Consider the following 22308-nt stretch of genomic DNA (forward strand, 5'->3'; position numbering starts at 1 on the left):
CGGATTAGCCCTTGATATTGCAGATGGGGTAGACGCGGGCGACCTTGTCGCCGATGCCGAGTTCGTCGCTGACCCGGACGACTTCGTCGACGTCCTTGTAGACGCCCGGCGCCTCCTCGGCGATTGTCGCGCCGCTTTGGGCTTTCACGTAGACTTCCTGTTCTCGGAGGTCGTCCTGAACGTCGCCGCCCCAGAACTCGTTTTTCGCCTGCGTTCGGCTCATCAGGCGGCCGGCACCGTGGGCGGTCGAACCAAAGGAGATGTCCAGCGACTCTTCGCCGCCACAGAGGACGTAGGAGCCGGCGCCCATGCTACCGGGGATGATGACCGGCTGGCCGACGTCGCGGTAGGCCTTGGGCACCTCGTGGCGGCCGGCCGGGAACGCCCGCGTCGCGCCCTTGCGATGGACGAACAGTTCCTTGTCCTCGCGGTCGACGGCTTCGCCGTCTCCCACCGGTCGGCCCTCCGGCCCGACCCCGACCTCGTGGACCTCCTTCTTGGCGATGTTGTGGGACACGTCGTAGAGCAGGTCCATCCCGAGGTCCTCCCAGTCCTCGTCGAAGACGTCCTCGAAGACCATCCGTGTCTGGTAGGTGAGGAGTTGGCGGTTGACCCATGCGAAGTTGATGGCCGCACACATCGCGTCGTAGTAGTCTTCAGCGAGTTGGGAGCCGGCGGGCGCGGCGGCGAGTTCCTTATCAGGCAGTTTCGACAGCAGGCCGCTGTGGGCCTGTTCGATGTCCCGGAGGTAGTCGTTGCAGACCTGATGGCCGAGGCCACGGGAGCCACAGTGAATGAGGACGACCACCTGGTTCTTCCGGAGGCCGTAGGCCTCGGCGATGTCCTCGTCGAAGACGTCGGTCACGCGCTGGACTTCGAGGAAGTGGTTGCCCGACCCGAGCGAGCCGAGTTGATTGCGGCCGCGGTCCTTGGCCTTTTTCGAGACGGCGTCGGGGTCCGAATCGTGGCGGACGCCCTCGTCCTCGCAGTGGGCGAGGTCCTCGGCGACGGCGTAGCCCTCCTCGTGGGCCCAGTCCATGCCGCGGTCGAGAATCGCCTCCATTGTATCGGAATCGCCCTGTACGACCCCACCGCCGCCGAGGCCCGAGGGGATGGCGTCGAACAGCGCGTCGACGAGTTCCTCCTCTTTGCCCTGCACGTCGGCGTAGGTGAGGTCCGTCTTGACCATCCGGACGCCGCAGTTGATGTCGTAGCCGACCGCTCCGGGCGAAATACAGCCGTTTTCGGCGTCGATGCCCGCGACGCCGCCGACGGGGAAGCCGTAACCCTGATGGGCGTCGGGCATCGCGATGGCGTACTTCTCGATACCCGGCAGGTGGGTCGTGTTCTTGAGTTGTTCGAGCGATTTGTCGTCGGCGATTTCCTCCAGCAGGGCCTCGCTGGCGAAGACGCGCGCCGGGACGCGCATGCCGCCTTCGGGCGGGATTTCCCAGACGTAATCCCGGACCTTGTGGAGCGTGATATCGCCGGCTTCGAAGGTAGTCATACCTGCGGGTTCGCTCCGCGCGGCCCAATAAGTTACGACCCGGCGCCGTCCGCGAATCAGACGTCGAAGACGACGTAGGCCCGCCAGCCCTCCGTCGTTTCCTCCAGTTCCATCTCGGAGTAGGTGACGGCCTTGATTTCGCGGGCGGCCACGGCATCCAGCGGAATGCCGTGGGCGTAGGCTTCGAGCACCCAGTCACCGTTCCAGTGGACCCGCGCCTCGTGGTTGGCCGGCAGGACCCCACGAACGTCGCGCTCGTAGATGAGTTCGTCCAGATAATCGAAGAGCAGCGCCTCCTTGGATTCTGCCTGCAGGCCGATGGGAAAGCGCTCGGCGTCGACAGCCTCGGGGTCAGGCACCGACTCGCAGTGGGCGGCAGTGAGTCCAGCAGCGACGTCGGCGAACACCGCATCGAGGGAGTCGCCGGTGGCTTCGACGGCGATATCGGCGGTGTGCTCTCTGAGAGTGAAACTCATCGGTCCTCGCTGGTCGGGCTATCCGAAGTTCGGTTCTCGCCCAGGTTGGAGCCTTTGATGTCGTCGATGGTATTGACGTTGCTGAGTTGGCGGAGTTGTTCCTCGTCGAGGTCGGCGAGGTCGTCGGATTCATCGCCGAAGACGACGCCGCTGGTGACGATGGAGCGAATCCCCTGCTCGACGGTGAGGTCGACGTCGACGACGCGTTCCTGAGAGACGTGGATGACGAACCCGCCCATGACGGGGTTCGGCGCCATCGGCATGAACAGCGTAATCATGTCCTCGTTACCGGTGTCCTCGGCGACGACCTGCGGCGTTTCGGCGGTTTTGAACGCGACGACGTAGGAGTCCTCGCCGGGGTATTCGACCAGTTTGACGTCCTGAAAACTGTCGGTGTCGGAGTCGAGGAGGAGGTCGCTCATCTCGTTGAAACTGGTGTAGACCGAGCCGATTCCGGGGACGGACTCCATGAACGCGTCGAACTGCGAACTCATGCGGCCGCTTTCGGAGCCGTATTCGGCGACCAGCCCGATGGCGATGACGAGCATGAGGAAGATGACGATGGTCAGCGAGAGGATCAGGGAGTCGCTGTCTGTTCCGAACAGCGGCGTCTGCTGGACGGCGCCGACGAACGGCGACAGGGCGTTGGCGATAAAGCTGATGACAAAGGAGATGACCAGAAGCGTGACGACGAGCGGCAGGAGGATGGCCAACCCCGATATGAACGACCGTCTGAGGACCTCCTTGGGGTCCGGACGCTCCGACATGACCTTCTCGGCGGCCTCGATATCGGACGGCGAAGACGGCATGCGAGAACGAACTCGGGGGCTACGTGAAAGCCTTGCGGAGCCTCGGGCAATCGTGTTCGGGGGGCTGAGACCATACGAATGCGGAGGGGCGACGCCAGTTGCCGGCAGTGAACCGAGCCCGTCGACACCGAATATTCAGAATCGGTATCGTCTCCGAACACCGCCTTTGTCGGAGTGCCAAACATTTTGACCGCACCGTGAGAACAGAACGGTGCGAGGGGGTTCCTCGCGTGGGAAAGCCTGACGACCCGGTCGTGGCGTCGAGGGCACCCTGGCCAGACCGGGTCGTCACGGTCCCGCTTCGAGTCCGCGCTCGTCGGCCCGCGACGAGCCTTTTAATGCACTCACCCGCTGAGGGGTGGGTGTGTTCGGCGCCGAAGCCTACGACCGAGAGATAACCGTCGAGGATGCGGCCGTCGAGCGACTGCTCGATGTCGGCCCCGAGGACGTCGATGCCGCGCCGGAACTCTCCTTTGCGCGGAACGTCTTCGTCCCGCTGACGACCGCCTGCCGCTATACCTGCACGTACTGCACCTACTACGACCCGCCGGGGCAGGCCTCGCTGCTGTCACCCGACGAAGTACGGGACATCTGCGAGCGCGGCGCCGACGCCGGCTGTACCGAGGCGCTGTTTACGTTCGGCGACGACCCCGACGACCGTTATACCCGGATTCACGAGCAGTTGGAGGAGTGGGGCCACGATTCGATTCACAGCTACCTCCGGGAGGCCTGCGAAATCGCGCTTGACTGCGGCCTGCTTCCCCACTCCAACCCCGGCGACCAGACCCGCGAGCAGATGGAACTGGTCGCCGACATCAACGCTTCGATGGGCGTCATGCTCGAAACCACGGCGGAGGTGCAGGCCCACGGCGGCCCCCGAAGCAAGAATCCCGGCCAGCGGCTCAACACGCTGGCCGTGGCGGGCGAGTTGGGCGTCCCCTTCACCACGGGCATCCTCGTCGGCGTCGGCGAGGACTGGCGGGACCGCGCCGAAAGCCTGCTCGCCATCCGCGAACTCCACGAGCGGTACGGCCACATTCAGGAAGTCATCATCCAGCCTGTCGTGAACAACGAGCGCTGGCAGGAGGGGTCGCCGGATATCGACGACATGCGCCGCGTGACGGCGATGGCCCGGTTCGCCTTGCCCGACGAGATTAGCGTCCAGTCGCCGCCGAACCTCGCGCCCGTCGGTGAGTTGCTGGATTGCGGAGTCGACGATCTGGGCGGCGTCTCGCCGGTCACCGACGACCACATCAATCCCGACTACAAGTGGCCCGCCCTGCGCGAACTGGAGGATATCGCCGAGGAAGCGGGCGTCCCCCTCACCGAACGCCTGCCGGTCCACGAGCGGTTCATCGAGGAAGGGTGGCTCTCCGAGCGCATCGAAGGCGAACTCCGGGGCGAAACCGATGCTAGTCGGCGTTATCGGGAGCGACTGAGCGATGGCGCAGCGGCGAAGTTTTCTACCTAAGGAGAGGCGTCCCGTCGGCGTTCGGGCCGAGTTTCGGCCCGACGTCGGCCTCATCGTCGATGACGCGGCGCTGTTCGTAGTCGGTCGACCGTTCGACGGGCACGCGGCCGATGGAGCGAATCATGTCGGCGTACTCCTGAAAGGAGCGGAACTCGCCGTAGTCGCCGCCCGCGCGCTTCGTAATCTCCTCGGAGAGAATCGTCCCCATGAAGTCGTCGGCCCCGCAGTTCAGCATCTTCAGACCCTGCGTGTCGCCGTACTTGACCCACGAGGACTGGATGTGGTCGACGTTGTCGAGATAGAGTCGCGAGACGGCAATCATCAACTCGTCCTCGTCGGTCGTCGCGCCGTCCTCGACCATGCCGCGCTCCTTCAGCGGCGTGTCGTGGTGGATGAAGGAGAGCGGAACGAACTCGGTTATTGCGTCGGTCTCGTCCTGTAGGTCGCGAATCCGGTCGAGGTGCATCGCGCGGTGGGCCTCGTTGTCGACGTGGCCGTACATGATGGTCGCCGTGGTATCGAGGCCGACCGATGCGGCGGCTTCCATCGCTTCGACCCACTCGTCGGCGCCGACCTTGCCGGGACAGATGAGTTCCCGAACCTCGTCGACGAGGATTTCGGCGGCCGTCCCCGGCACCGAATCGAGGCCGGCGTCCTTGAGACGCTCGAAGACCTCCTCGTAGGACCAGTCGGTGCCGCGGCGGGCGTGGTAGGCTTCCTCCGGCGTCATCGAGTGGACGTGCGCACCCGTGGCGCTCATCGCTTCCATCTGCTCGACGTAGGTTCCGGGGTTGGTTTCGTAGGCTGCCGGGGGCTTGTAGTTCAACTCGCCCGCCTCTGCGAGCGACTCGGTCTTGGCCTCCAGTATCTCCCGGTGTTCCTCGTCGAGGGCGAAGGCGGGATGGAGGCCCGACACCGACGTCACCTCGTAGACGCCGCGGTCGACGGCGTCAGAAACGATATCGCGGGACTCCGCGGGCGTCTTCGTGAAGCCCGCGTTCTCGCCCTCGTAGTCGGCCTCGAAGCGCTGGGCGGCGTCCTTGAAGTTGCAGAACAGACAGCCGACGTTGCAGGCGGTCGTGACGTTGTTATTGATGTTGGCGACGAAGGTGACCTCCTCGCCGACCACCTCGGCGCGGCGGCGGTCGGCGGCTTCGAGGACCCGCTCTTTCCGCTGGAGGTCGATGCCCTCAGTGTCGGTACCGGTCGTCAGCAGTTCGATGCCGTCATCGATATCGAGGCGGTCGCCGGCCCGCGCCTTCGCTAAGGCGTTCTCAAAGGACTGGTCGGTTTCGGGCCGGTGGTCGAAGGCGAACTCCTCGCGGGGGACGTTCGCCGACGCCTCGAACGCATCCATATCACCTCCTTCTTTTCGAGCGTGAAAACCCCCACGGGTACCGGCGATTCGGTCAATCGATTCGCTTCCTCGCCGGGGTCAGAGGCTCCCGTCGACGGCCGTCTGCATCGCGTCGCTGTTGTAGGCCTCGCCGTAGTCGCCGTCGGGGGTCATCGCGATGACGCCCGCGGAACCGTCGACGAGGTCACCGAACTCGGCGAGGGCGGCGTCGGCCGCCGCCTGTGCGTCGAGACCGTCCTCGAGGAACTGGCTGACGCGACGGGAGAGGTTCAGGCGGGCGATGTCCTCGCCGGCGCCGGTCGCCGAAACGCCGCCCACTTCCGAGCAGTAGAAGCCGGAGCCGATTTGCGGGACGTCGCCCACGCGGCCGGCTAGGGCGAGCCATCGGCCGCCCGTCGAGGTGGCCGCGGCGATGTTGTCGCCGTCGGTCGCGACCGCGCCGACAGTGTCGTGGTCGCGGTCCGCGGGGGTGTCGGATTCCGTGCTTGTCCCCGTCCCTGCATCGAGGCCCTGCTTGCCTTCGGGGTCGCCACCGAACCGCTCGGTGACCCACTCGGCGTGGCCCTTCTTGTCGCCTTTGGGGTACTCTTCGAGGTCGTCCCACTTTTCCTGCATCCGGTCGGACCACAGGTCGACGCCCGTCTCGATGCCGTAGGCTTCGGCAAGGTCGACGGCGTGGACGCCCGACAGCAGGACGTGCGGTGTCTCCTCCTTGACGACGCGAGCCACGTCGATAGCCGCCTCGACGCCGGGCATACTGCAGGCCGCACCGGCCTCGCGGTCGTCGGTCATCAGACCCGCGTCGGTCCGGATGAAGCCGTCCGACTGAACGGCCGACCCGACGCCGGCGTTGAACCACGGGTCGGATTCCAGCGTTCGGATGGCGGCTCGGACCGCGTCGGTCGGGTCTTCCTCGTCGGCGCCCGCCGCGGCCGCTTCGTCGAGTACCGCCTGTCGCTCTTGGGGTTCGTCGGGCGGGCTTCCGGCACCGCCGTGGACGATAACGCGCATATCCCTGACTCGGGGCGATGGCGAGTTACGCGTTGTGCCTCGCACGGTTCCGAACGGCCGCCCAACTGGGGGATTCCTTCCCGGTTGTTCATGCAAAATTCGCCGAAGGAACGGTACGCCTTTCAGGGGGCCGGTAGAAATCCCCGCGTATGGGATACGACAAAGTGGAGGTGCCCGAGGAGGGCGAGAAAATCGAGGTAACGGAGGACGACGAACTCGTCGTACCTGATGACCCTATCATTCCCATCATTCACGGGGACGGTATCGGGACGGATGTCGGGCCGGCAGCCCAGAAAGTGCTGCAGGCAGCCGCTGACGCGACCGGACGCGAGATTCACTGGATGCGCGTCTACGCCGGCGAATCCGCCCGCGAACGCTACGACGAGAACCTGCCCGAGGAAACCGTCGACGCGATTCGGGAATACAAGGTCGCCATCAAGGGCCCGCTGACGACGCCCGTCGGCGCTGGCTTCCGCAGCCTCAACGTCGCGCTCCGCAAGAAGCTCGACCTCTATACGAACATCCGGCCGACCTACCACCTCGACGGCGTCCCGTCGCCGGTCAAGCGACCGGAGCAGATGGACATGGTCTCCTTCCGGGAGAACACCGAGGACGTCTACGCCGGCATCGAGTGGGAAGCCGGCACCGACGACGTCGAGAAGGTCCGCGACTTCGTCGAAGAGGAGATGGGCTTCGATTCGACCATCCACGACGGCCCCGTCGGCATCGGCATCAAGCCGATTTCCGAGTTCGGCACCAAGCGCCTCGTCCGCAACGCCATCGACTACGCCCTCGAAAACGACCGCGATTCGGTCACGCTCGTCCACAAGGGCAACATCATGAAGTTCACCGAGGGCGCCTTCCGCGACTGGGGCTACGAGGTCGCCGAAGAGGAGTACGGCGACGAGGTCATCACCGAGGACACGCTCTGGGAGGAGCGTGACGGCGAACAGCCCGAGGACGCCGTCGTCGTCAACGACCGCATCGCCGACAACATGCTCCAGCAAATCCTCACCCGGACCGACCAGTACGACGTGCTGGCGCTGCCGAACCTCAACGGCGACTACCTCTCGGACGCCTGTGGCGCCCAGATCGGCGGTCTCGGCATCGCGCCCGGCGCCAACATCGGCGACGGCCGCGTCCTCGCCGAGCCGGTCCACGGCTCCGCGCCCAAATACGCCGGCCAGGACAAGGTCAACCCCTCCGCGATGATTCTCTCCGGCCGTATCATGCTCGAACAGATGGGCTGGGACGACGCCGCGGACCTCGTTCGCGACGCCGTCGAACAGACCATCTCCTCGAAGAAGGTCACCTACGACATCGAACGCCAGATCGAAGGCGGCGAGAAACTCGCGACGAGCGAGTACGCGCAGGAAGTCGTCGACAACCTCTACGACCTCGCCTAGGGTTGTTGTAGACGGTTTTGCGTTTCTTATTTCGATTCGCTGCTTCCGTCGTATGTTTATAAATAGAGCTTGGCGACTTCTCGACCGCAAACAGCCGGAAAGCCCTCGGCTCGCTGGCGGTCGCTGAGCGGCATATCCTCGCTCCGCTCGGATAGAGGTCGCTCAGCGACTAAACTGGACGCCACCGGGCTCACGGGTCGCTCCGCTCCCCGTTCGCCCATATCGAGACGCTCACTCCGTTCGCGTCTCGCGCGCCTCGCCCTTTCAATCCTCCGAGGAGCCGCACGGCGCCTGCCCTTCCCCGGGTCGCGAGGGTCGCCGAGAGCGACCACTCGCTCCCGGCCAATTATCCATTCAATAGGCGCGCGCTGGGCGACCGCCGCGAACGCTCCCGTGAGCGGCGGTCGAACGACACCGTGTGAGGGACGACCGACTGAGCGCAGCGAAGGAGGGAGTCGGCTGGGGAGGTGTGTGGTGCGGTCCTTGGCGGAATCGAAGGGCGAAGTCGGCTGGCGACGAAGTGGAGTCGCTAAGCGGGCTCTATCCGAACGAAGTGAGGATATCCCGCTTAGCGACCGCCAGCCGACTGAGGGCTTCGGGGGTGACGGTCCCTTTTGAGTAGTGGACCTCAAAATACTCGGATTTAAATAGTCCTAGGCAGGGTCTTCGGCGACTTCGATAACCTCCAGACGCACGTCCTCCTCGGGCACGCCCAAGCGCGCGAACTGGGTGCGGACGTGCTCTTTGGCGGCTTCGATGGCGTCGCCGCGCTCCTCGAAGCCGCGCGGCATCGGCGACTCGAAGGCGACCTGAATTTCCTCGCCGTCGATGGTCTGGGTCGTGCCGCCGCTTTCGACCCGGTAGAAGGCGTCGCAGACCCACACGTAGGGCGCGTCGTCGTCCGGCGCACCCCGAAACTGCGGTGAGTCCTCGCCGCGCTCGTAGAGCGTCCCGGTGAGCGCCGTCCCCCCGGCGTGCCCACGGATGTGAAGCATACGCACGCTATGTGACTACCGGATAAAAACCGTGCGCCGAACGGGGTGTTTGCCGGGGGTCAGGCCTCGGCGTCGGCCATCGCAACGTAGGTGTGGGTGTCCTCAACCCCGTCGAGGTTCTGGATGCTGGTGGCGGCGATGTCCTTGACGTCGGCCGGCGAGGGCACGTCGACTTTGGCGATGAGGTCGACGTCGCCAGCGACTATGTGGGCCGAAACGACGCCCTCGATGTCCTCGATGTCCCGTTTGAGCCGGTCCGCCTCGCCCGTGTGTGCTTTGACCATGACGTATGCGACGACCATGTCAGGCACCTCCCGCGGCAACCGCGTGGTCGGTTTCACCGACGATAATCTGTTCGACGTCCCGGAGCACGCTGAAGTCGGCGATGACGACGACCCGGTCGCCGACTTCCAGCGAGACGTCGCCGGTCGGCAGTGCCAGCGATTCCGATTCTTTGCCGAACGCCAACACCCGTGCGTCGGCGGGCAACTCCAACTCCGAGAGGGTGTAGCCCCGCATCGGGGAGTCCTCGGTAACCGTCAACTGGACGAGTTGGAGGTTCTGGGCGATATCGGCGACGGCGCGGACGTTCCCGCCGACCAGCGCGTTCTTGGCGGCGATGGCGCCGAGCCGTTCGGGGTAAATGACCTCGTCAACGTCGGAGGCGTATTTGCTGATGACGTATTCGCGGTAGTCGTCGTCGACCCGCAGCACCGTCCGGCAGTTGTGGGATTTGGCGATCATACAGGCGATGACGTTGACGGTGAAGTCCCCGGAGAGTCCCGCGAGGCCGTCGGCGTCTTCGAGACCGACCGCGTCGAGGGTCTCCTCGTCGCTGCCGTCGCCCTGCACTACCTCGAAGCCCTCGTCCCGCAGCCGCTCGACTTTCGTCTCCTCGGGCTCGATGAGCGCCACGTCGTGGTCCTCCTCGCGCAGCACGCGGGCGGTTCGCATCCCCACGCGGCCGGCACCAACGATAACGAATCTCATGGATGTCCCTACGGCGACCGGGCCCAATAATGTTACTCCGTCACAAGGTGGATGCGCCAGCCGAGCGGCGTAACTGTCGAGCCGCATCAGCAACCGCGGTGTCGCCTCTCGCTGCACGACCGCTGGCCCGGTTCCGTCCGAGCAGCCGTGGGGCGGGGCCCAGCGGGATACCTGAAGACCGCACCGCCACGCTCGGCAGTCGTATCGGAACACTGCCCCTCGGGCGGTGGAGTTATATTTACCCGATTCCAATCTCGTGATAGTGAGTGTCACCGTCGATACGCGTGTCATCGGGACCGGGGATGACGCTTTCGTGGACGACGCCTGGGAGTTGAAAGAGCGCATCCGTCACGCGGAGGGCGTGCTCAAACAGCGCCACGGCTTCTTCACGGACGCCTACCGCCGCTCCCGCGTGTATGCCCTCGTCGAGCCGCAGTACGACGGGGAGCAGTTGGTCGGCTTTGCCGCGACCCGACGGGACGGCTACATCCTGTTTCTCGCCGTCGACCCCGAATACCGCGGTGAGGGCTTCGGTCGCCGGCTCGTCGCAGCGGTCGCCGAAGACCACAGTTCGGTCACCTGCCACGCGCGTGCGACCAACGACGACGCGCTTGCCTTCTACGAGCATCTCGGCTTCGAGATTCAGCGCCGCATCGACGGCTACTACGAGGACAACGGCGACGCCTACTATCTCCGTCTGGGGGAAGGCGGGCTTGCGGAGAAACTCTCGAAGTTCATGCCCGGCAAGTAAACGGTTCGGCCGAACCGAAAGCAGGGAGCGAACGACGCCCCGATTCCGTCGAATGCCTAATTATTGAGCCATTACCTCGATACATAGCTCGCCGTTTCATTCGCGTATGAGCACGCAACACCGGGTTACTATCGCGACGATAGACGAGCCGCTGGAGACGGTCGCCGAGCGGCGGTACGAGCCCGCAGAGACGGACCGATTGGTCGGGACGCTCGTCGATGCCATCGTGGAGGCGGAGGGAATCTCCGACCGGGATTTCCTTTCGCCGCCGCTCTACGACGCTATCGACGTCGAGGCGCTCGAACGGACGTTGTTCAGAGACCCCGAGGAGTTCGATTCGTGTCAAGTGGACGGCTTCGTCAGGTTCCAGTATCTCGACTACACCGTGACCGTCGAAGGCGACGGGCGGATTACGGTCTATACGACCCCCGCGAATCCCGACCGATAAACGCCCCTATAGTCGAGCCGTTTCGGGCGACGTTCTGTGTGACGAACTCATCTGCTATCCACGGAGGGCAACGCTTTTTCGCCCGAGTGTCGAAAGCGGGCTATGGACGGCCGCACCCGCGATTACTTGAGAGGTCGGTTCGGCGACCACTACCGCCGGGTAGAGGTCCCGACGCCGCCTGCCGCCAACGAGCGCGAGTGGGGCTACATCACCTGGAGCGAGGGCGGGACGACGATGGTCCGCCACCACTCCCATCTCGATTTGGTTGGCGGCGGCGACCTTGAGGACTTCCTCGCCGGCGAGCGCCCGCGACACGTCTACTTCTCGGCGGGCCGCTACGACGACCCCGGCGCCTCCAGCATGGGCGGGAAGGGCTGGCGCGGGTCGGACCTCGTCTTCGACCTCGACGCCGACCACCTGCCCGGCGTCGACCCCGAGGAGGACAGTTACGCCGACATGCTGGCGGTCTGTAAGGACGCACTCCTTCGCCTGCTGGACCTACTGGAGAACGACTTCGCCTTCGACGATATGACGGTCGTTTTCTCGGGCGGCCGCGGCTATCACGTCCACGTTCGGGACCCCGGCGTCCTCGAACTGAGTCGGGCGGCCCGCCGCGAGATCGTCGATTACGTCCTCGGCGAGGACGTCGCATTCGAGGACATCGTCACGACGGAAGCCGTCGCCGGAAGCGCCGGTCGGAAGTCGCCCGCCCAAAAGCGTTCGCTGCCCGACGGCGGGTGGGCGGGCCGGACCCGAGAGCGACTGACTGCCTTCCTCGACGAACTCCTCGCGATGGACGAAGCCGACGCTCTGGAGCGCCTGCAGGAGTTCGAGGGTATCGGACAGGGGAAGGCACAGGCCGCGCTGAACGCCGCCCAGAACAACCGCGAGCAAATCGAAGCCGGGAACGTCGACGTGCATCCGGCGGTCCACAGCATCGCCAAGCACCTCTTCGGGGAGGTACTGGAGGCTGGCAGCGCGCCAATCGACGAACCCGTGACGACGGACATCAACCGACTGATTCGGCTGCCGGGCAGCCTCCACGGCGGCAGCGGCCTCGAAGTCACGCATATCGACCGTGACGCCGTCGAGGAGTTCGACCCGCTCGTGGACGCCGTCCCCGAAACGTTCGTCGGCGAGGAGATAACGGTCTACGCCCGCGAGGAGGTGACGGTCGAACTGCGGGGGGAAAGCTTTAGGCTCACGGAGGGTGTTGCTTCCGTCCCAGAGTACGTCGGCGTGTTCGCGATGGCTCGCGGGCACGCAACAAAGGCAGGAGAATGAATCTCGACGAACTACAATCCGTGCAGGCCCGAGAGCGGCAATCTAGCGACCTCCAGCACCTGCGTTCGTCGTTCTATCGGGAAGTCGGCGAGTTCATTCAGGAGTTGACACAGGAGCGCGCCCAAGCCGTCGACCGCGCCGACGACCCCTTCTCCTCGTCCGAAGTCCGCCAACTCTCCAACGACATCGAGACGGCCGAACAGACCGTCGAGGCGATATACGAACGTCGCGTCGGCAAGGTCGTCAAGAAGGCCTCCATCGCCGCCGCGGGGATGCCCGTCGACACCGACGGCCTCACCGACGAGGAGGCGTCGCTTTTCGACGACCTCGTGGTCCGTATCGAGAACAACCGTGAGAACGTGCTGTCGGTGCTCGACGGCAATGCGCCCTCCGTCTCATGCTCGGTAGATTCGACCGAAGACGACCACATCGGCACTGAGATGGAGTCCCCGAGCGCGTCGCCCGCGCCGGATTCGGACGCGACGCCAGAGATAGACGCTGGCTCAGACCCGACCCCCGACACCGAGGGCGTCAGCGCGGCGGACCTGATGGGCAGCGGGCCCGACGAATCGGCCGACCCAACAGGAGCCTCGCCCGCCGCTTCGGAGGCGGAGACGGAAGCAGAATCAACCGCGTCGAGCGAACCGACGGCCGACAGTACGCCCGACCCTGATGCCGACGCCCTGACGGCGACGGAGGCCTCCGAGTCGGCGCCACCTGAAGAGCCGCCCGCGCCAAACTTGGAGGCAGGAGGAGGTTCCCCAACAGAAGTCCAACCGGACGATGCCCCGCCCGGCGTCGGTTCGGAGGAGACGTCGGGCTCCAAGGAGCGAACTTCGGCCGACCCGTCGGCGACCGACGAATCGACGGACGAGAGCAGCAACATTCCGGGACTTCCCCGGACCACGGTTCGCATCACCGACGACATCGGCGAGGTCGTCGGCGCCGACAACCGGGATTACGACCTCGGGTCCGAGGACGTCGTCACGCTTCCGGAACCAAACGCCGACGTGTTAGTTGATAAGGGCGCTGCCGAACGCCTCGACTGAGACGCCTTATCGGTCGACTTCACCCATAATCGTATCCAGACTGCCGATAGTCGCGATGAGGTCCGGAACGTATTCGCCTTCCGACATCTCCGGGAGCGCCTGCAGGTTGGAGAAGGAGGGGCCACGAATCTTGAACCGGGCGGGTTTCTCGGTGCCGTCCGAGCGGATGTAGATACCGAGTTCACCCTTGGCGGCCTCGACGGCCCGATAAATCTCGGTATCCGGGTCGGGCTTGATGGTCCGCGGGACGTTCGCTTGCACCGTTCGCTCCTCGTCGGGCCACGACTCCAGCAGGTCGACACACTGATTGACGATTTTCGCCGATTCGGCGATTTCTCCGAGGCGGACCCCCACGCGGGCGAAGTTGTCACAGCCGTCGTCGGTGACGACGTCCCAGTCGAGTTCCTCGTAGTAGCCGTAGGGGTCGTCCCGCCGGAGGTCGTAATCGACGCCCGAACCGCGGGCGACCGGGCCGGTACAGCCGTAGGCCTTCGCCCGTTCGGGCGGCAGTTCGCCGACGCCGACCGTCCGGACCTGGAAGAGTTCGTTGCTGGTGAGCAGGTTGCGGTATTCGGTCAGTTTCTCGGGGAGGCCGTCGGTGAACTCCCGAGCCTTCTCGAAGAACTCCTCGCGAGGGGACGGGATGTCCCACGCGACCCCGCCGAGGCGGAAGTAGTTGAACATGAGCCGTTGGCCCGTGAGGTCCTCGAGGAGGCCCTGGGCGAGTTCACGGTCCCGAAACGCGTACTGGAAGGCGGCGGTGAACTCCCCGACGACGTCCAGCGCGTAGGTGCCGATAGCGAGGAAATGCGAGAGGATACGACTCAACTCGGCGGCCATCGTTCGGATGACCTGCGCGTAGTCGGGCACCTCGATATCGGCCAGCGTCTCGGCGGTGCGGGCGTAGGCCCACTCGTTGAGGATGCCGCCACCGCCCCAGTCCCAGCGGTCGGGGTAGGGCATTATCTGGTGTCGGTAGGTCCCCTGCTGGCACATCTGCTCCTCACAGCGGTGGATGTAGCCGATATCCGGGTCGACATCGGCCACGACTTCGCCGTCAAGCGTCACCGCGAGGTGGAGGACACCGTGGGTCGCCGGGTGGTGCGGGCCGACGTTGACGAGCATGGTGTCACCCGTCTCGTGGTGTTCCTGTAGGGGGTTCTCGTGGCGACGATAGGGGACGACCTGCGGCGATTCGGGGTCGTACTGCGGGTCGAGCGGGTGGCCCTGCCACGTCTCGGGCAGAAGAATCCGTCGGAGGTCAGGGTGGTCCTCGTAGGGAATCCCGACGAGGTCGTAGGCCTCGCGTTCGTGCCACTCGGCGGTCCGGTAGACGCCGGCGGCCGACTGGCTTTCGGGGGCGTCGCGGGGCGTCGGGACGACGACGCTCAGTTCGTCGGTTGGGTCGTCGTACTTTCGGAGGTGATAAATCGTCTCGTAGCGGTCGTCGTAGGCCTGCCCCGTCACACAGGCACAGTGGTCGTAGTCGAGTTCCTCGCGGGCGACTTCGAGGGCGTCGGTCACTTCGTCGGCCCGGACGACTACGGCGGGGGCGTTCAGATGTGTTTCCGTCGTGACAGCGTACTGTCGCAAGGGCGCCGGAACCGCCTCGGTCTCCGGGCGGGCCTGCTCTACAGTCTCCATCGACATACGCGGGCAGACGAACTCCATCGGGTTCTGAATACAGCCTCATCCGCTAGGATATTTTAATACGGATTCCGAACGCCCTGCCGTGAAATCCCTCCGCTGTACGCTCCGGTTCGAGGAGTCGGCGATGCATCCGATTCATCGGCGGCTCGTGACCGATGACGCGCTGGTTTCCGACCAACTCCTGCACAGCCATCGCGCGGAGAATGGCCCGGATACGCTGCTGTTCTACGTCGAGGGGGACCACGATGCGTTCGTCGACGCGCTCGATGCGACCGAACGAATCGTCGAGTATCGCATCGCGCCGCTGGGCGACGATGCCTGCTACGCCTACGTCCGCGAGGAATCGACGGAGTTCGATGCGCAACTGGAAGGGGCCTTCGAGCGCCCCGGGCTCCTGTTGATTCCACCCGTGGAGTTCCGCAGCGACGGGACGGCCCGATTCACCGTCGTCGGGGAACCCGAGGCGCTCCAGACCGCTCTCGAAGACGTGCCCGCAGAGGCCAAAATCGACATCAACCGCATCGGTGATTACGACGCGCCGCCGTCGACGGCCGACGCCACACTCACCGACCGTCAGCGCGAAGCCGCCGCTGCGGCCTTCGAGTTGGGGTACTACGACGTGCCGCGCGAGGGGTCGGTTTCCGATGTCGCTGATCGGTTGGACTGTGCCCCGGGAACGGCCTCCGAACACCTCCGGAAGGTCGAACAGCAGGCCGTTGCGGCGATGCTGGAGCGGGTCCCGTAGCCACCTAAAAGGGCCGTCGGCTACAGTTCGCCTTCCTCGGCGAGTTCAGTCAGCGCCTCGCGGGCGGCGGTGACGGCCTTCTCCTTTTTCGCGGGGTAGGCCTCGACCTTCGCGCGGAACATGAGGCCGGACCCGAGTTCGACGTCGCCGTTGAAGGCGGCCTGCTTGTCCAACTGGATGAAGAACGCGCAGTTCTCGTCGATGCGCTGGTCGAGTTCGTCCATGAGGCGGTCGATGTCCTCGAACTCCGCGAGTTTCGAGAGGGCGTGTCGCATCTCGTCGGCGCGTTCGAGGCGTGCCGAGAGGACGAGGATGCGGTCGCCGTGGTGGCCCTCGCTTTCTTCGCGTTCGATGTCGACATCGTCGGGGAGAAACGTCCGCAGCGCCGCCTCCACCCGTTTTTCGTCCTCCGTGGAGTAGCAGAACGTCCGGAGGTCGACGTAGTGGAATGGGACGGCGCTCATCGGCTCACTCTTCGTCGTCGTCTTCGTCGGCGGCTTCCAGCGAGTCCTCGGGGATGCCGGCTTCCTGGCCTTCCTCGAACTGGACGATGTAGGTGTTGTCACCGAACATCGTCTCGGAAACCTGCGTCACTTCACCGGTTTCGCCGTCGTAGTCGCTGTGTTCGTCGTGCAGAACGACGTTATCGCCTTTCTCGAATGCCATACTCTCGCTTTTCGCCGATGCGGAAAAAGCCCGTCGTTTCGCCGTGCGAACGCTTTTTTAGACATGGGTCGAACTGGCGGGTATGCATACCGTACGCGACACGTCCCTGGACCGCCCGCCGACAGCCACGCCACGGGAGCAGCGATGACCGCCGTCGACGGCCTCTGGTATCTCGCGGACGAGGCCGCCCAGCGCGCCGAACAGGCGTACCACCGCGCTGCTGACACCTACGGCGCGGGCCGTCTCGAACGCACCTATCGCAAGCGGGTCTCCCGCGGCCGCTTTCGCACCCTCGCCGAGCGCATCCAGCACTGCGGCGCACCCTACGGCGCACACACGCTGGTCTATCGCCCGTCCGGCGAACTGCTGGTCGTCCGCCACGAGGGCGTCGACATGTGGGTGTTGCCCGGCGGCGGCGTCGACGGCTCCGAATCCTTCCGAGAGGCCGCCGAGCGCGAACTCGACGAGGAGGCCGGCATCGACGCCGCCTACGAGGGGCTGGCGATGTTGAACCGCGTCGAGATCTCCTGTGGCGAACACGACACATGGGGCGTCCTCCCGGTCTTCAGTGCAGAGGCGAAAACGACCACGCCCACCGTCGCGGACCCCGACGACGAAATCAGCGAGGCCCGATGGTTCGAACCGGAGGCGCTTCCCGAGGATACTCGGGACCGCGAGGACCTCATCGACGCCGTCCGCGCTATCGCCTGACTTAAAAAGGAGTTCCCAGTCTACCACTCGACGCCGTCGCGCTGGTCGGCGTCCATCCGGCGGAGCGCCGCCCGCGCGTTCGAGGCTTCGTAGCCGAAGAGGACCGTTTCTGCGTATTCCTCGGCGACGTCCGCTGCGTGAATCAGGTCGTCGATATCCACGTCGACCGCGTAGAGCTCGATGCTGACGGGCGTGTCGAGTCGGTCGACGAATCCACTTGCGATGGTCTCCAGCCAGTAGGTCGTCCCGTAGTGGGTGTCGTAGAGCGGGACGACGAACTCGTCGATGAGCGGTTCGATGGCGTCGAGGTCGATGCCGGCCCGCTCGTAGAGGTGGCCCTCGTAGGGGTCCGGATACAGCGTCATGTACGTCTTGCCGGGGATGCGGTCGCTCGCTTCCTCGACGAAGTCGGTGATGACGTCGGCGCGCCACTCGTAGCGGTCCTCGACGCCCGTCTCCTCGGGCGGCGGCCCCTCGCCGTTCTCGTGGCGCGTTTCGACCCACTCCTCGAAGCGCTCGTTACAGCGGTCGCAGTAGCAGTATTCGGCCCGGGGAAAGCCGATATCGTCCAGTCGGATGTCGGGATTGACCTCCGCGCAGTCCTCGATGATCTCCAGCAGGCCCTCGCGGTAGCCGTCGTGGGTCGGGCAGATGTAGGCCCAATCGAAGTAGGTGCGGTCGCGGGTAGCTTTCTGGCCGTCGGGGTCGACGGGGACGAGTTCGGGGTTCTCCTCGCCGGCCGCGTTGTCGCCGAAGCAGGAGATCATGCTCACCGCTTCCTCGATGGGTTCGGCCGACCGACCCGAGACGTCCTTGACCTCGTAGAAGGCGCTGTCGAAATCCGGCCACCGGGCCTCCTCCTCGTTTCGCGTGACGACGCCGTACATACCCGTAGTCGTCTCTCGGCGTGGGTAAGTCGTTCGGAAAAGGTAGTTGGAAAGCGATGCGACGGACCGTCGTCCCCACCGTGGCGTTACCGCTTTTTGACGTAGAGCAGAGCGGCCGCGGCGACGAGGACCAGGGCGAGTACTTTCTTCGACATACAGGGCATATCTCGGCGGCCGGGAGCATAGTCTTTCCGCCGTCGCTACGCGACGCTGATGTGGGCCGCCAGCGAGTCCCGGATGATGGTATCGCAGTAGGCACAGCGGACGCCCTCTTCGAGGACCTCGAAGCGGGATTCGACCGGCTCGTTTTCGGTCGTGATGCAGTTTGCGTTCGGACACGAGAGGACGCCGGTGACCGCCTCGGGCCGGGAGACGCGGTGTTTCTCGATGACGTCGAAATCCCGGACGATGTTGATGGTCGCCGCGGGCGCGATGAGCGACAGCACGTCCACCTCGTTTTGGCTCAACTCGCGGCCTTCGACTTTGACGATGTCCTTGCGGCCGAGGCGGTCCGACGGGACGTTCATCCCGACGCTGACCTCCTCGCCGGAGGAGCCGTCGATGCCGAGGATGGCGAGGACGTTGAGCGCCTGTCCGCCGGTGATGTGGTCGATGACGGTGCCGTTCTCGATTTTCGAGACGCGGAGTTCGGTTTCGGTCATAGTATCTCGTCTAGAAGCGCCATTCGGACGGGAACGCCGTTGTGTGCCTGTTCGAAGTACGTCGCGTGGTCGGTGTCGTCGACGTCCGGCGCGATTTCGTCGACGCGCGGCAGCGGGTGCATGACCGTCAGGTCGTCTTTGGCGGCCTCCAACATCTCGGCGTCGATGCGGTACTGCCCCGCGACCTGCCGATATTCGTTCTCGTCGGGGAAGCGCTCGCGCTGGATGCGCGTGACGTAGAGCACGTCCAGCGTCTCGAGTACCTCCTCGATTTCGGTGTGTTCGCGCACCTGCGCGCCAGATTCGTGCAGGTCGAAACGAACGCTTCGGGGCAGCCGGAGGCTCTCGGGGCTGATGAAGTGCTGGCTCACGTCGAAGTTCGTCAGCGCGTGGGCCAGCGAGTGAACCGTCCGACCGTATTTCAGGTCGCCCATGATGCCGATGGTGAGGTCCTCGAACCCGGCGTTTTCCCGGATGGTGTGGAGGTCCAGCAAGGTCTGAGTCGGGTGCTGTCCGGCGCCGTCCCCGGCGTTGATGACGGGCACGTCGACGAACTCGCTGGCCAGTTTGGCCGCCCCCTCGGAGGGATGGCGCAAGACGACCGCATCCGTGTAGCCCTCGATGACGCGGACGGTGTCCGCGAGGCTTTCGCCTTTCTTCACCGACGAGGATTCGACGCTGCCCATATCGACGGTGTCGCCGCCCAGTCGCTTCATCGCGGTATCGAAGGACATCTTCGTCCGCGTGCTGGGTTCGAAAAAGCACAGGCCCAGCAGGGTGTCCTCGCGGGCATCGGCGACCGCGCCGGGGTCGTCGGCAATCTCGGCGGCTCGGTCCAACACCGCCTCGATATCATCACGCGATAACTGTTTCGCGCTGATGAGGTGGTCGTGACGCATTAGGGAAACACCCGGCGCGGACGCTCTTGAATCCCCCGACCAATCGCGACTTCGCCCATGAGTACCGTGCTGAAGGCTCACGTTGGGCAGTAACGGGGCCATTAGCCCGAAAGCTTAATCGGCTGGCTCCCGCATTAGGGTCCATGAGCGAGCGGCTTCGGACCGGAATCGGTGTCCTCGACAGGAAGCTTAACGGAGGGATTCCGGCCGGAAGCATCGTCGCGCTCACCGCTCAGCCCGCGAGCCAGGCGGAACTGTTCCTGTACGAACTGACCGCGACTCGCGGCACGCTCTACATCTCGCTGGACCGGACCGGCGATTCCGTCTCGAACAGCATTACCAACTCCAATACCGAGACGGGCGACCCGACGGTCCGCGACGTGACCGGTGACGCGCCGCTCGATAACGCCGCCAAACTCGTGTCCGCGCTACCCGAGAACTCCAATCTCATCATCGACCCCGCGGACGTGCTCGAACGGCAGGAAGCGACCCGCTATCGGAACTTCCTGAACGAACTCCAGAACCACATCTACAACACCGAGAGCCTCGCAATCCTCCACTGTCTCGATGGCCACGATATCCCGCCGCTTCGGGACACCACCGAACACATGGCGGACCTCGTCTTCCAACTGAAGACCTCCATCAAGGGCGACCGCATCGAGAACCATCTCGCAGTCCCCAAGTTCCGCGGCGGGCAGGCACTGTCCGACATTATCAAACTCGAACTGGCCGACGAGGTCGACATCGACACGAGTCGGGATATCGCCTAGAACACCCACTTTTTGCACCTCCTTCGCGCGCCTGCGGCGCGCTCAGTCGGGCAAAAACGTGGGGAAAATATGCGCGCCTCCTTCCAGCCGCGAGCCTTCGCTTCGCTCAGGCTCGCGTTAGTCAGTCGGCGCTACGCTGGCTCCCTTCGGTCGCCAGCGGGAACCGCCTCGGGAGCGACCATCGGACGCCTCTTCGGCGGATGCTCTCACCCTTCCATTTATAAACAAAGCCGAGACCAGACGGCCCATGCTCTGAGCAGTCGCCGATGGCCCGACGAGGCGGGAGCACGGTGAACGGGTCATCGCTGGAACACACCGTCTGTTCGCTACTTCGCCAACGGTCAAGTACCCGGCCCGCCCAACTACGGGTATGGAACTCTTCGGAACCGCCGGCATCCGTGGGGACGTCCAGACGGACGTCACCCCGTCGCTCGCACTCGCCGTCGGGCAGGCGGCCGCCGTGGACGGCGACGAATTCGTCGTCGGCCGTGACGGCCGCGAAACTGGGTCGGCGCTCGTCGCCGCCGTCGAAGCAGGACTCGAAAGCGGCGGCGCTGACGTGACCCGACTTGGGCAGGTCCCGACACCGGCGCTAGCCTACGCTTCGCAGGGGCGCCGAGGCATCATGGTCACCGCCAGCCACAACCCGCCGACTGATAACGGGTTGAAACTCTTCGTCGACGGCACCGAGTACGACCGGGATGCCGAGACTGCAATCGAGTCCCGGGTCGAAGCCGGCCCGAAACTCGCCGATTGGGACGACTGGGGCGATACGTCTCGCTCGGACCTACTCGGCGAGTATCGCGAGGCGGTCACCGATTACGTCCGCAACCTCGTGGGTAGCGCCGACGGGATTCGCGTCGCCGTCGACTGCGGGAACGGCATGGCCAGTCTCGCGGCCCCGCAGGTACTCCGCGAACTCGGCGCCGACGTCGTCGCGCTCAACGCTAACGTCGACGGCCACTTTCCCGGTCGAGAATCCAAGCCCACGCCGGAGAGCCTCGAAGATCTGCGGGCGTTCGTCGCCGACGGCGAGTTCGACCTCGGAATAGGCCACGACGGCGACGCTGACCGACTCGTCGTGGTCGATAGCGAGGGCGACGTCATCCACGAGGATACGGTCTTGGCCATCGTCGCGGGGTTCTACGTCCGAGCGAGCGATGCTGGCGACCCCGTCGTCGTGACGACGCCGAACGCCTCGGCGCGCATCGACGACCACGTCGAAAGCGTCGGGGGTCGCGTCGAACGGGTCCGCCTCGGCGCGCTTCACGAGGGCATCGCCGCCGTTCGCGAGGAAGGAAGCGAGGACACCGCAGTCGTCTTCGCCGCGGAGCCGTGGAAACACGTCCACACGCAGTTCGGATTGTGGATAGACGGCGTCGCCAGCGCGGCGCTGGTCTCGGCCCTCGCCGCGAGCGAGGGACTCGATTCGCTCCGCGAGCCGATTACGGAGCGTCCGTATCGGAAGGTCAGCGTCGACTGTCCCGACGAACGGAAATCAGCAGCGATGTCGCTGCTGGAGTCCCGACTCCCCAACGCGTTCCCCGAGGCGGCCGTCGACACGGAGTACGGCGTCCGCCTGACGTTCGAGGACGCATCGTGGACGCTCGTCCGTCCGAGCGGCACGGAGCCGTACATGCGCATCTACGCGGAAAGCGATGCTGTCGACGCGCTGGTCGATGAGGTCGTCGAAATCGTCGAAGGGGCTATCGCCGACGCCGGCGATACCGCGTAGGACAGGCTATTTGCGCCCGGCGGCCGACG

The 22308-nt window shown here is 65.1% G+C and carries 24 protein-coding genes; 10 read left to right on the top strand and 14 right to left on the bottom strand.

Features of this window, described 5'->3' with window-relative positions:
• Positions 1-4 precede the first annotated feature (4 nt).
• Genes HWV23_RS01175 through HWV23_RS01185 form a run of 3 tightly spaced genes read right to left on the bottom strand, consistent with a single transcriptional unit; the run spans position 5 to position 2792 of the window.
• Entirely contained in the window at positions 5-1507 is a 1503-nt protein-coding gene (locus HWV23_RS01175; RefSeq protein ID WP_178288645.1) for an RtcB family protein, read from the bottom strand.
• Between the two features lie 56 nt (positions 1508-1563).
• Entirely contained in the window at positions 1564-1983 is a 420-nt protein-coding gene (locus HWV23_RS01180; RefSeq protein WP_178288646.1) for an archease, read from the bottom strand.
• On the bottom strand, positions 1980-2792 hold the full coding sequence (locus HWV23_RS01185) for a DUF502 domain-containing protein (protein WP_178288647.1): 813 nt from the start codon (positions 2790-2792) through the stop codon (positions 1980-1982). The genes HWV23_RS01180 and HWV23_RS01185 overlap by 4 nt, the downstream gene beginning before the upstream one ends.
• A 364-nt stretch (positions 2793-3156) precedes the next feature.
• Between HWV23_RS01185 and cofG the strand changes: the two genes are divergently transcribed.
• Positions 3157-4263, top strand: a complete 1107-nt coding sequence (gene cofG / locus HWV23_RS01190; protein WP_178288648.1) for a 7,8-didemethyl-8-hydroxy-5-deazariboflavin synthase subunit CofG — start codon at positions 3157-3159, stop codon at positions 4261-4263.
• Here the strand turns inward: cofG and cofH are convergent.
• Both cofH and HWV23_RS01200 read right to left on the bottom strand, forming a co-directional pair.
• Positions 4256-5620, bottom strand: a complete 1365-nt coding sequence (gene cofH, locus HWV23_RS01195) for a 7,8-didemethyl-8-hydroxy-5-deazariboflavin synthase subunit CofH (RefSeq protein ID WP_178288649.1) — start codon at positions 5618-5620, stop codon at positions 4256-4258. The genes cofG and cofH overlap by 8 nt on opposite strands.
• A 78-nt stretch (positions 5621-5698) precedes the next feature.
• Positions 5699-6631 carry an isoaspartyl peptidase/L-asparaginase gene (locus HWV23_RS01200; RefSeq protein WP_178288650.1) on the bottom strand — a complete coding sequence of 311 codons (933 nt, stop codon included), beginning with the start codon at positions 6629-6631 and terminating at the stop codon, positions 5699-5701.
• Between the two features lie 149 nt (positions 6632-6780).
• Here HWV23_RS01200 and icd point away from each other — a divergent pair, with 149 nt between their 5' ends.
• Positions 6781-8037 carry an isocitrate dehydrogenase (NADP(+)) gene (icd, locus tag HWV23_RS01205; RefSeq protein WP_178288651.1) on the top strand — a complete coding sequence of 419 codons (1257 nt, stop codon included), beginning with the start codon at positions 6781-6783 and terminating at the stop codon, positions 8035-8037.
• A gap of 653 nt (positions 8038-8690) precedes the next feature.
• On the opposite strand, the gene HWV23_RS01210 is transcribed toward icd, so the two are convergent.
• From HWV23_RS01210 to HWV23_RS01220, 3 genes are read right to left on the bottom strand one after another with little or no spacing between them, the layout of a single operon-like run.
• Positions 8691-9032: a DUF7113 family protein gene (locus tag HWV23_RS01210; RefSeq protein WP_178288652.1), complete on the bottom strand. Its 342-nt coding sequence runs from the start codon at positions 9030-9032 to the stop codon at positions 8691-8693.
• A gap of 59 nt (positions 9033-9091) precedes the next feature.
• Positions 9092-9334: an Lrp/AsnC family transcriptional regulator gene (locus tag HWV23_RS01215; protein ID WP_178288653.1), complete on the bottom strand. Its 243-nt coding sequence runs from the start codon at positions 9332-9334 to the stop codon at positions 9092-9094.
• A 1-nt stretch (position 9335) separates the two neighbouring features.
• Positions 9336-10022 (bottom strand): potassium channel family protein, encoded by a 687-nt coding sequence (locus HWV23_RS01220; RefSeq protein ID WP_178288654.1) that lies wholly within the window; start codon positions 10020-10022, stop codon positions 9336-9338.
• 262 nt (positions 10023-10284) lie between these two features.
• Here HWV23_RS01220 and HWV23_RS01225 point away from each other — a divergent pair, with 262 nt between their 5' ends.
• From HWV23_RS01225 to HWV23_RS01240, 4 genes are all read left to right on the top strand, one after another.
• Entirely contained in the window at positions 10285-10773 is a 489-nt protein-coding gene (locus HWV23_RS01225) for a GNAT family N-acetyltransferase (RefSeq protein ID WP_178288655.1), read from the top strand.
• 106 nt (positions 10774-10879) lie between these two features.
• Entirely contained in the window at positions 10880-11221 is a 342-nt protein-coding gene (locus tag HWV23_RS01230; RefSeq protein ID WP_178288656.1) for a HalOD1 output domain-containing protein, read from the top strand.
• Between the two features lie 102 nt (positions 11222-11323).
• Positions 11324-12505: a DNA primase small subunit PriS gene (gene priS / locus HWV23_RS01235; RefSeq protein WP_178288657.1), complete on the top strand. Its 1182-nt coding sequence runs from the start codon at positions 11324-11326 to the stop codon at positions 12503-12505.
• Positions 12502-13554 carry a DNA replication complex subunit Gins51 gene (locus tag HWV23_RS01240; RefSeq protein WP_178288658.1) on the top strand — a complete coding sequence of 351 codons (1053 nt, stop codon included), beginning with the start codon at positions 12502-12504 and terminating at the stop codon, positions 13552-13554. The genes priS and HWV23_RS01240 overlap by 4 nt, the downstream gene beginning before the upstream one ends.
• Positions 13555-13560: 6 nt before the next feature.
• Here the strand turns inward: HWV23_RS01240 and HWV23_RS01245 are convergent, their stop codons facing one another.
• Complete coding sequence (locus tag HWV23_RS01245) at positions 13561-15225, bottom strand: NADH-quinone oxidoreductase subunit D (RefSeq protein ID WP_425487432.1); 1665 nt, start codon at positions 15223-15225, stop codon at positions 13561-13563.
• Positions 15226-15286: 61 nt separating this feature from the next.
• Here HWV23_RS01245 and HWV23_RS01250 point away from each other — a divergent pair, with 61 nt between their 5' ends.
• Complete coding sequence (locus HWV23_RS01250; RefSeq protein ID WP_178288659.1) at positions 15287-15949, top strand: helix-turn-helix domain-containing protein; 663 nt, start codon at positions 15287-15289, stop codon at positions 15947-15949.
• Positions 15950-15969: 20 nt separating this feature from the next.
• Here HWV23_RS01250 and HWV23_RS01255 read toward each other — a convergent pair whose 3' ends face one another.
• Both HWV23_RS01255 and HWV23_RS01260 read right to left on the bottom strand, forming a co-directional pair.
• Positions 15970-16413: an RNA-binding protein gene (locus HWV23_RS01255; protein WP_178288660.1), complete on the bottom strand. Its 444-nt coding sequence runs from the start codon at positions 16411-16413 to the stop codon at positions 15970-15972.
• A gap of 4 nt (positions 16414-16417) precedes the next feature.
• Positions 16418-16615, bottom strand: a complete 198-nt coding sequence (locus tag HWV23_RS01260) for a DUF1918 domain-containing protein (protein ID WP_178288661.1) — start codon at positions 16613-16615, stop codon at positions 16418-16420.
• Between the two features lie 144 nt (positions 16616-16759).
• Between HWV23_RS01260 and HWV23_RS01265 the strand changes: the two genes are divergently transcribed.
• Positions 16760-17326: an NUDIX hydrolase gene (locus tag HWV23_RS01265; protein ID WP_178288662.1), complete on the top strand. Its 567-nt coding sequence runs from the start codon at positions 16760-16762 to the stop codon at positions 17324-17326.
• A gap of 20 nt (positions 17327-17346) precedes the next feature.
• Here the strand turns inward: HWV23_RS01265 and HWV23_RS01270 are convergent, their stop codons facing one another.
• The 3 genes from HWV23_RS01270 to pyrB form a co-directional block, all read right to left on the bottom strand.
• Positions 17347-18213, bottom strand: coding sequence for an alpha-amylase family protein (locus HWV23_RS01270; protein ID WP_178288663.1), 867 nt, complete (start codon positions 18211-18213; stop codon positions 17347-17349).
• A 200-nt stretch (positions 18214-18413) separates the two neighbouring features.
• Entirely contained in the window at positions 18414-18875 is a 462-nt protein-coding gene (gene pyrI / locus HWV23_RS01275; RefSeq protein WP_178288664.1) for an aspartate carbamoyltransferase regulatory subunit, read from the bottom strand.
• Positions 18872-19774: an aspartate carbamoyltransferase gene (gene pyrB, locus HWV23_RS01280; protein WP_178288665.1), complete on the bottom strand. Its 903-nt coding sequence runs from the start codon at positions 19772-19774 to the stop codon at positions 18872-18874. The genes pyrI and pyrB overlap by 4 nt, the downstream gene beginning before the upstream one ends.
• Positions 19775-19917: 143 nt before the next feature.
• Here pyrB and HWV23_RS01285 point away from each other — a divergent pair, with 143 nt between their 5' ends.
• Together HWV23_RS01285 and HWV23_RS01290 are read left to right on the top strand one after the other, a co-directional pair.
• Complete coding sequence (locus HWV23_RS01285) at positions 19918-20544, top strand: RAD55 family ATPase (RefSeq protein ID WP_178288666.1); 627 nt, start codon at positions 19918-19920, stop codon at positions 20542-20544.
• Between the two features lie 370 nt (positions 20545-20914).
• Complete coding sequence (locus HWV23_RS01290; RefSeq protein ID WP_178288667.1) at positions 20915-22279, top strand: phosphohexomutase domain-containing protein; 1365 nt, start codon at positions 20915-20917, stop codon at positions 22277-22279.
• Positions 22280-22308 lie beyond the last annotated feature (29 nt).

The sequence above is a fragment of the Natronomonas halophila genome (assembly GCF_013391085.1).
GTDB lineage: Archaea > Halobacteriota > Halobacteria > Halobacteriales > Haloarculaceae > Natronomonas > Natronomonas halophila.

Bases quoted from the DNA above. Each gene is read 5' to 3' on its own strand.
- HWV23_RS01290 (WP_178288667.1), top strand. From the start codon at position 20,915: ATGGAACTCTTCGGAACCGCCGGCATCCGTGGGGACGTCCAGACGGAC.
- HWV23_RS01215 (WP_178288653.1), bottom strand. From the start codon at position 9,334: ATGGTCGTCGCATACGTCATGGTCAAAGCACACACGGGCGAGGCGGAC.
- HWV23_RS01220 (WP_178288654.1), bottom strand. From the start codon at position 10,022: ATGAGATTCGTTATCGTTGGTGCCGGCCGCGTGGGGATGCGAACCGCC.
- HWV23_RS01270 (WP_178288663.1), bottom strand. From the start codon at position 18,213: ATGTACGGCGTCGTCACGCGAAACGAGGAGGAGGCCCGGTGGCCGGAT.
- HWV23_RS01210 (WP_178288652.1), bottom strand. From the start codon at position 9,032: ATGCTTCACATCCGTGGGCACGCCGGGGGGACGGCGCTCACCGGGACG.
- HWV23_RS01175 (WP_178288645.1), bottom strand. From the start codon at position 1,507: ATGACTACCTTCGAAGCCGGCGATATCACGCTCCACAAGGTCCGGGAT.
- HWV23_RS01265 (WP_178288662.1), top strand. From the start codon at position 16,760: ATGACCGCCGTCGACGGCCTCTGGTATCTCGCGGACGAGGCCGCCCAG.
- icd (WP_178288651.1), top strand. From the start codon at position 6,781: ATGGGATACGACAAAGTGGAGGTGCCCGAGGAGGGCGAGAAAATCGAG.
- HWV23_RS01255 (WP_178288660.1), bottom strand. From the start codon at position 16,413: ATGAGCGCCGTCCCATTCCACTACGTCGACCTCCGGACGTTCTGCTAC.
- HWV23_RS01260 (WP_178288661.1), bottom strand. From the start codon at position 16,615: ATGGCATTCGAGAAAGGCGATAACGTCGTTCTGCACGACGAACACAGC.
- priS (WP_178288657.1), top strand. From the start codon at position 11,324: ATGGACGGCCGCACCCGCGATTACTTGAGAGGTCGGTTCGGCGACCAC.
- HWV23_RS01230 (WP_178288656.1), top strand. From the start codon at position 10,880: ATGAGCACGCAACACCGGGTTACTATCGCGACGATAGACGAGCCGCTG.
- HWV23_RS01285 (WP_178288666.1), top strand. From the start codon at position 19,918: ATGAGCGAGCGGCTTCGGACCGGAATCGGTGTCCTCGACAGGAAGCTT.
- HWV23_RS01240 (WP_178288658.1), top strand. From the start codon at position 12,502: ATGAATCTCGACGAACTACAATCCGTGCAGGCCCGAGAGCGGCAATCT.
- HWV23_RS01200 (WP_178288650.1), bottom strand. From the start codon at position 6,631: ATGCGCGTTATCGTCCACGGCGGTGCCGGAAGCCCGCCCGACGAACCC.
- pyrB (WP_178288665.1), bottom strand. From the start codon at position 19,774: ATGCGTCACGACCACCTCATCAGCGCGAAACAGTTATCGCGTGATGAT.
- pyrI (WP_178288664.1), bottom strand. From the start codon at position 18,875: ATGACCGAAACCGAACTCCGCGTCTCGAAAATCGAGAACGGCACCGTC.
- HWV23_RS01185 (WP_178288647.1), bottom strand. From the start codon at position 2,792: ATGCCGTCTTCGCCGTCCGATATCGAGGCCGCCGAGAAGGTCATGTCG.
- HWV23_RS01245 (WP_425487432.1), bottom strand. From the start codon at position 15,225: ATGGAGTTCGTCTGCCCGCGTATGTCGATGGAGACTGTAGAGCAGGCC.
- cofH (WP_178288649.1), bottom strand. From the start codon at position 5,620: ATGGATGCGTTCGAGGCGTCGGCGAACGTCCCCCGCGAGGAGTTCGCC.
- HWV23_RS01180 (WP_178288646.1), bottom strand. From the start codon at position 1,983: ATGAGTTTCACTCTCAGAGAGCACACCGCCGATATCGCCGTCGAAGCC.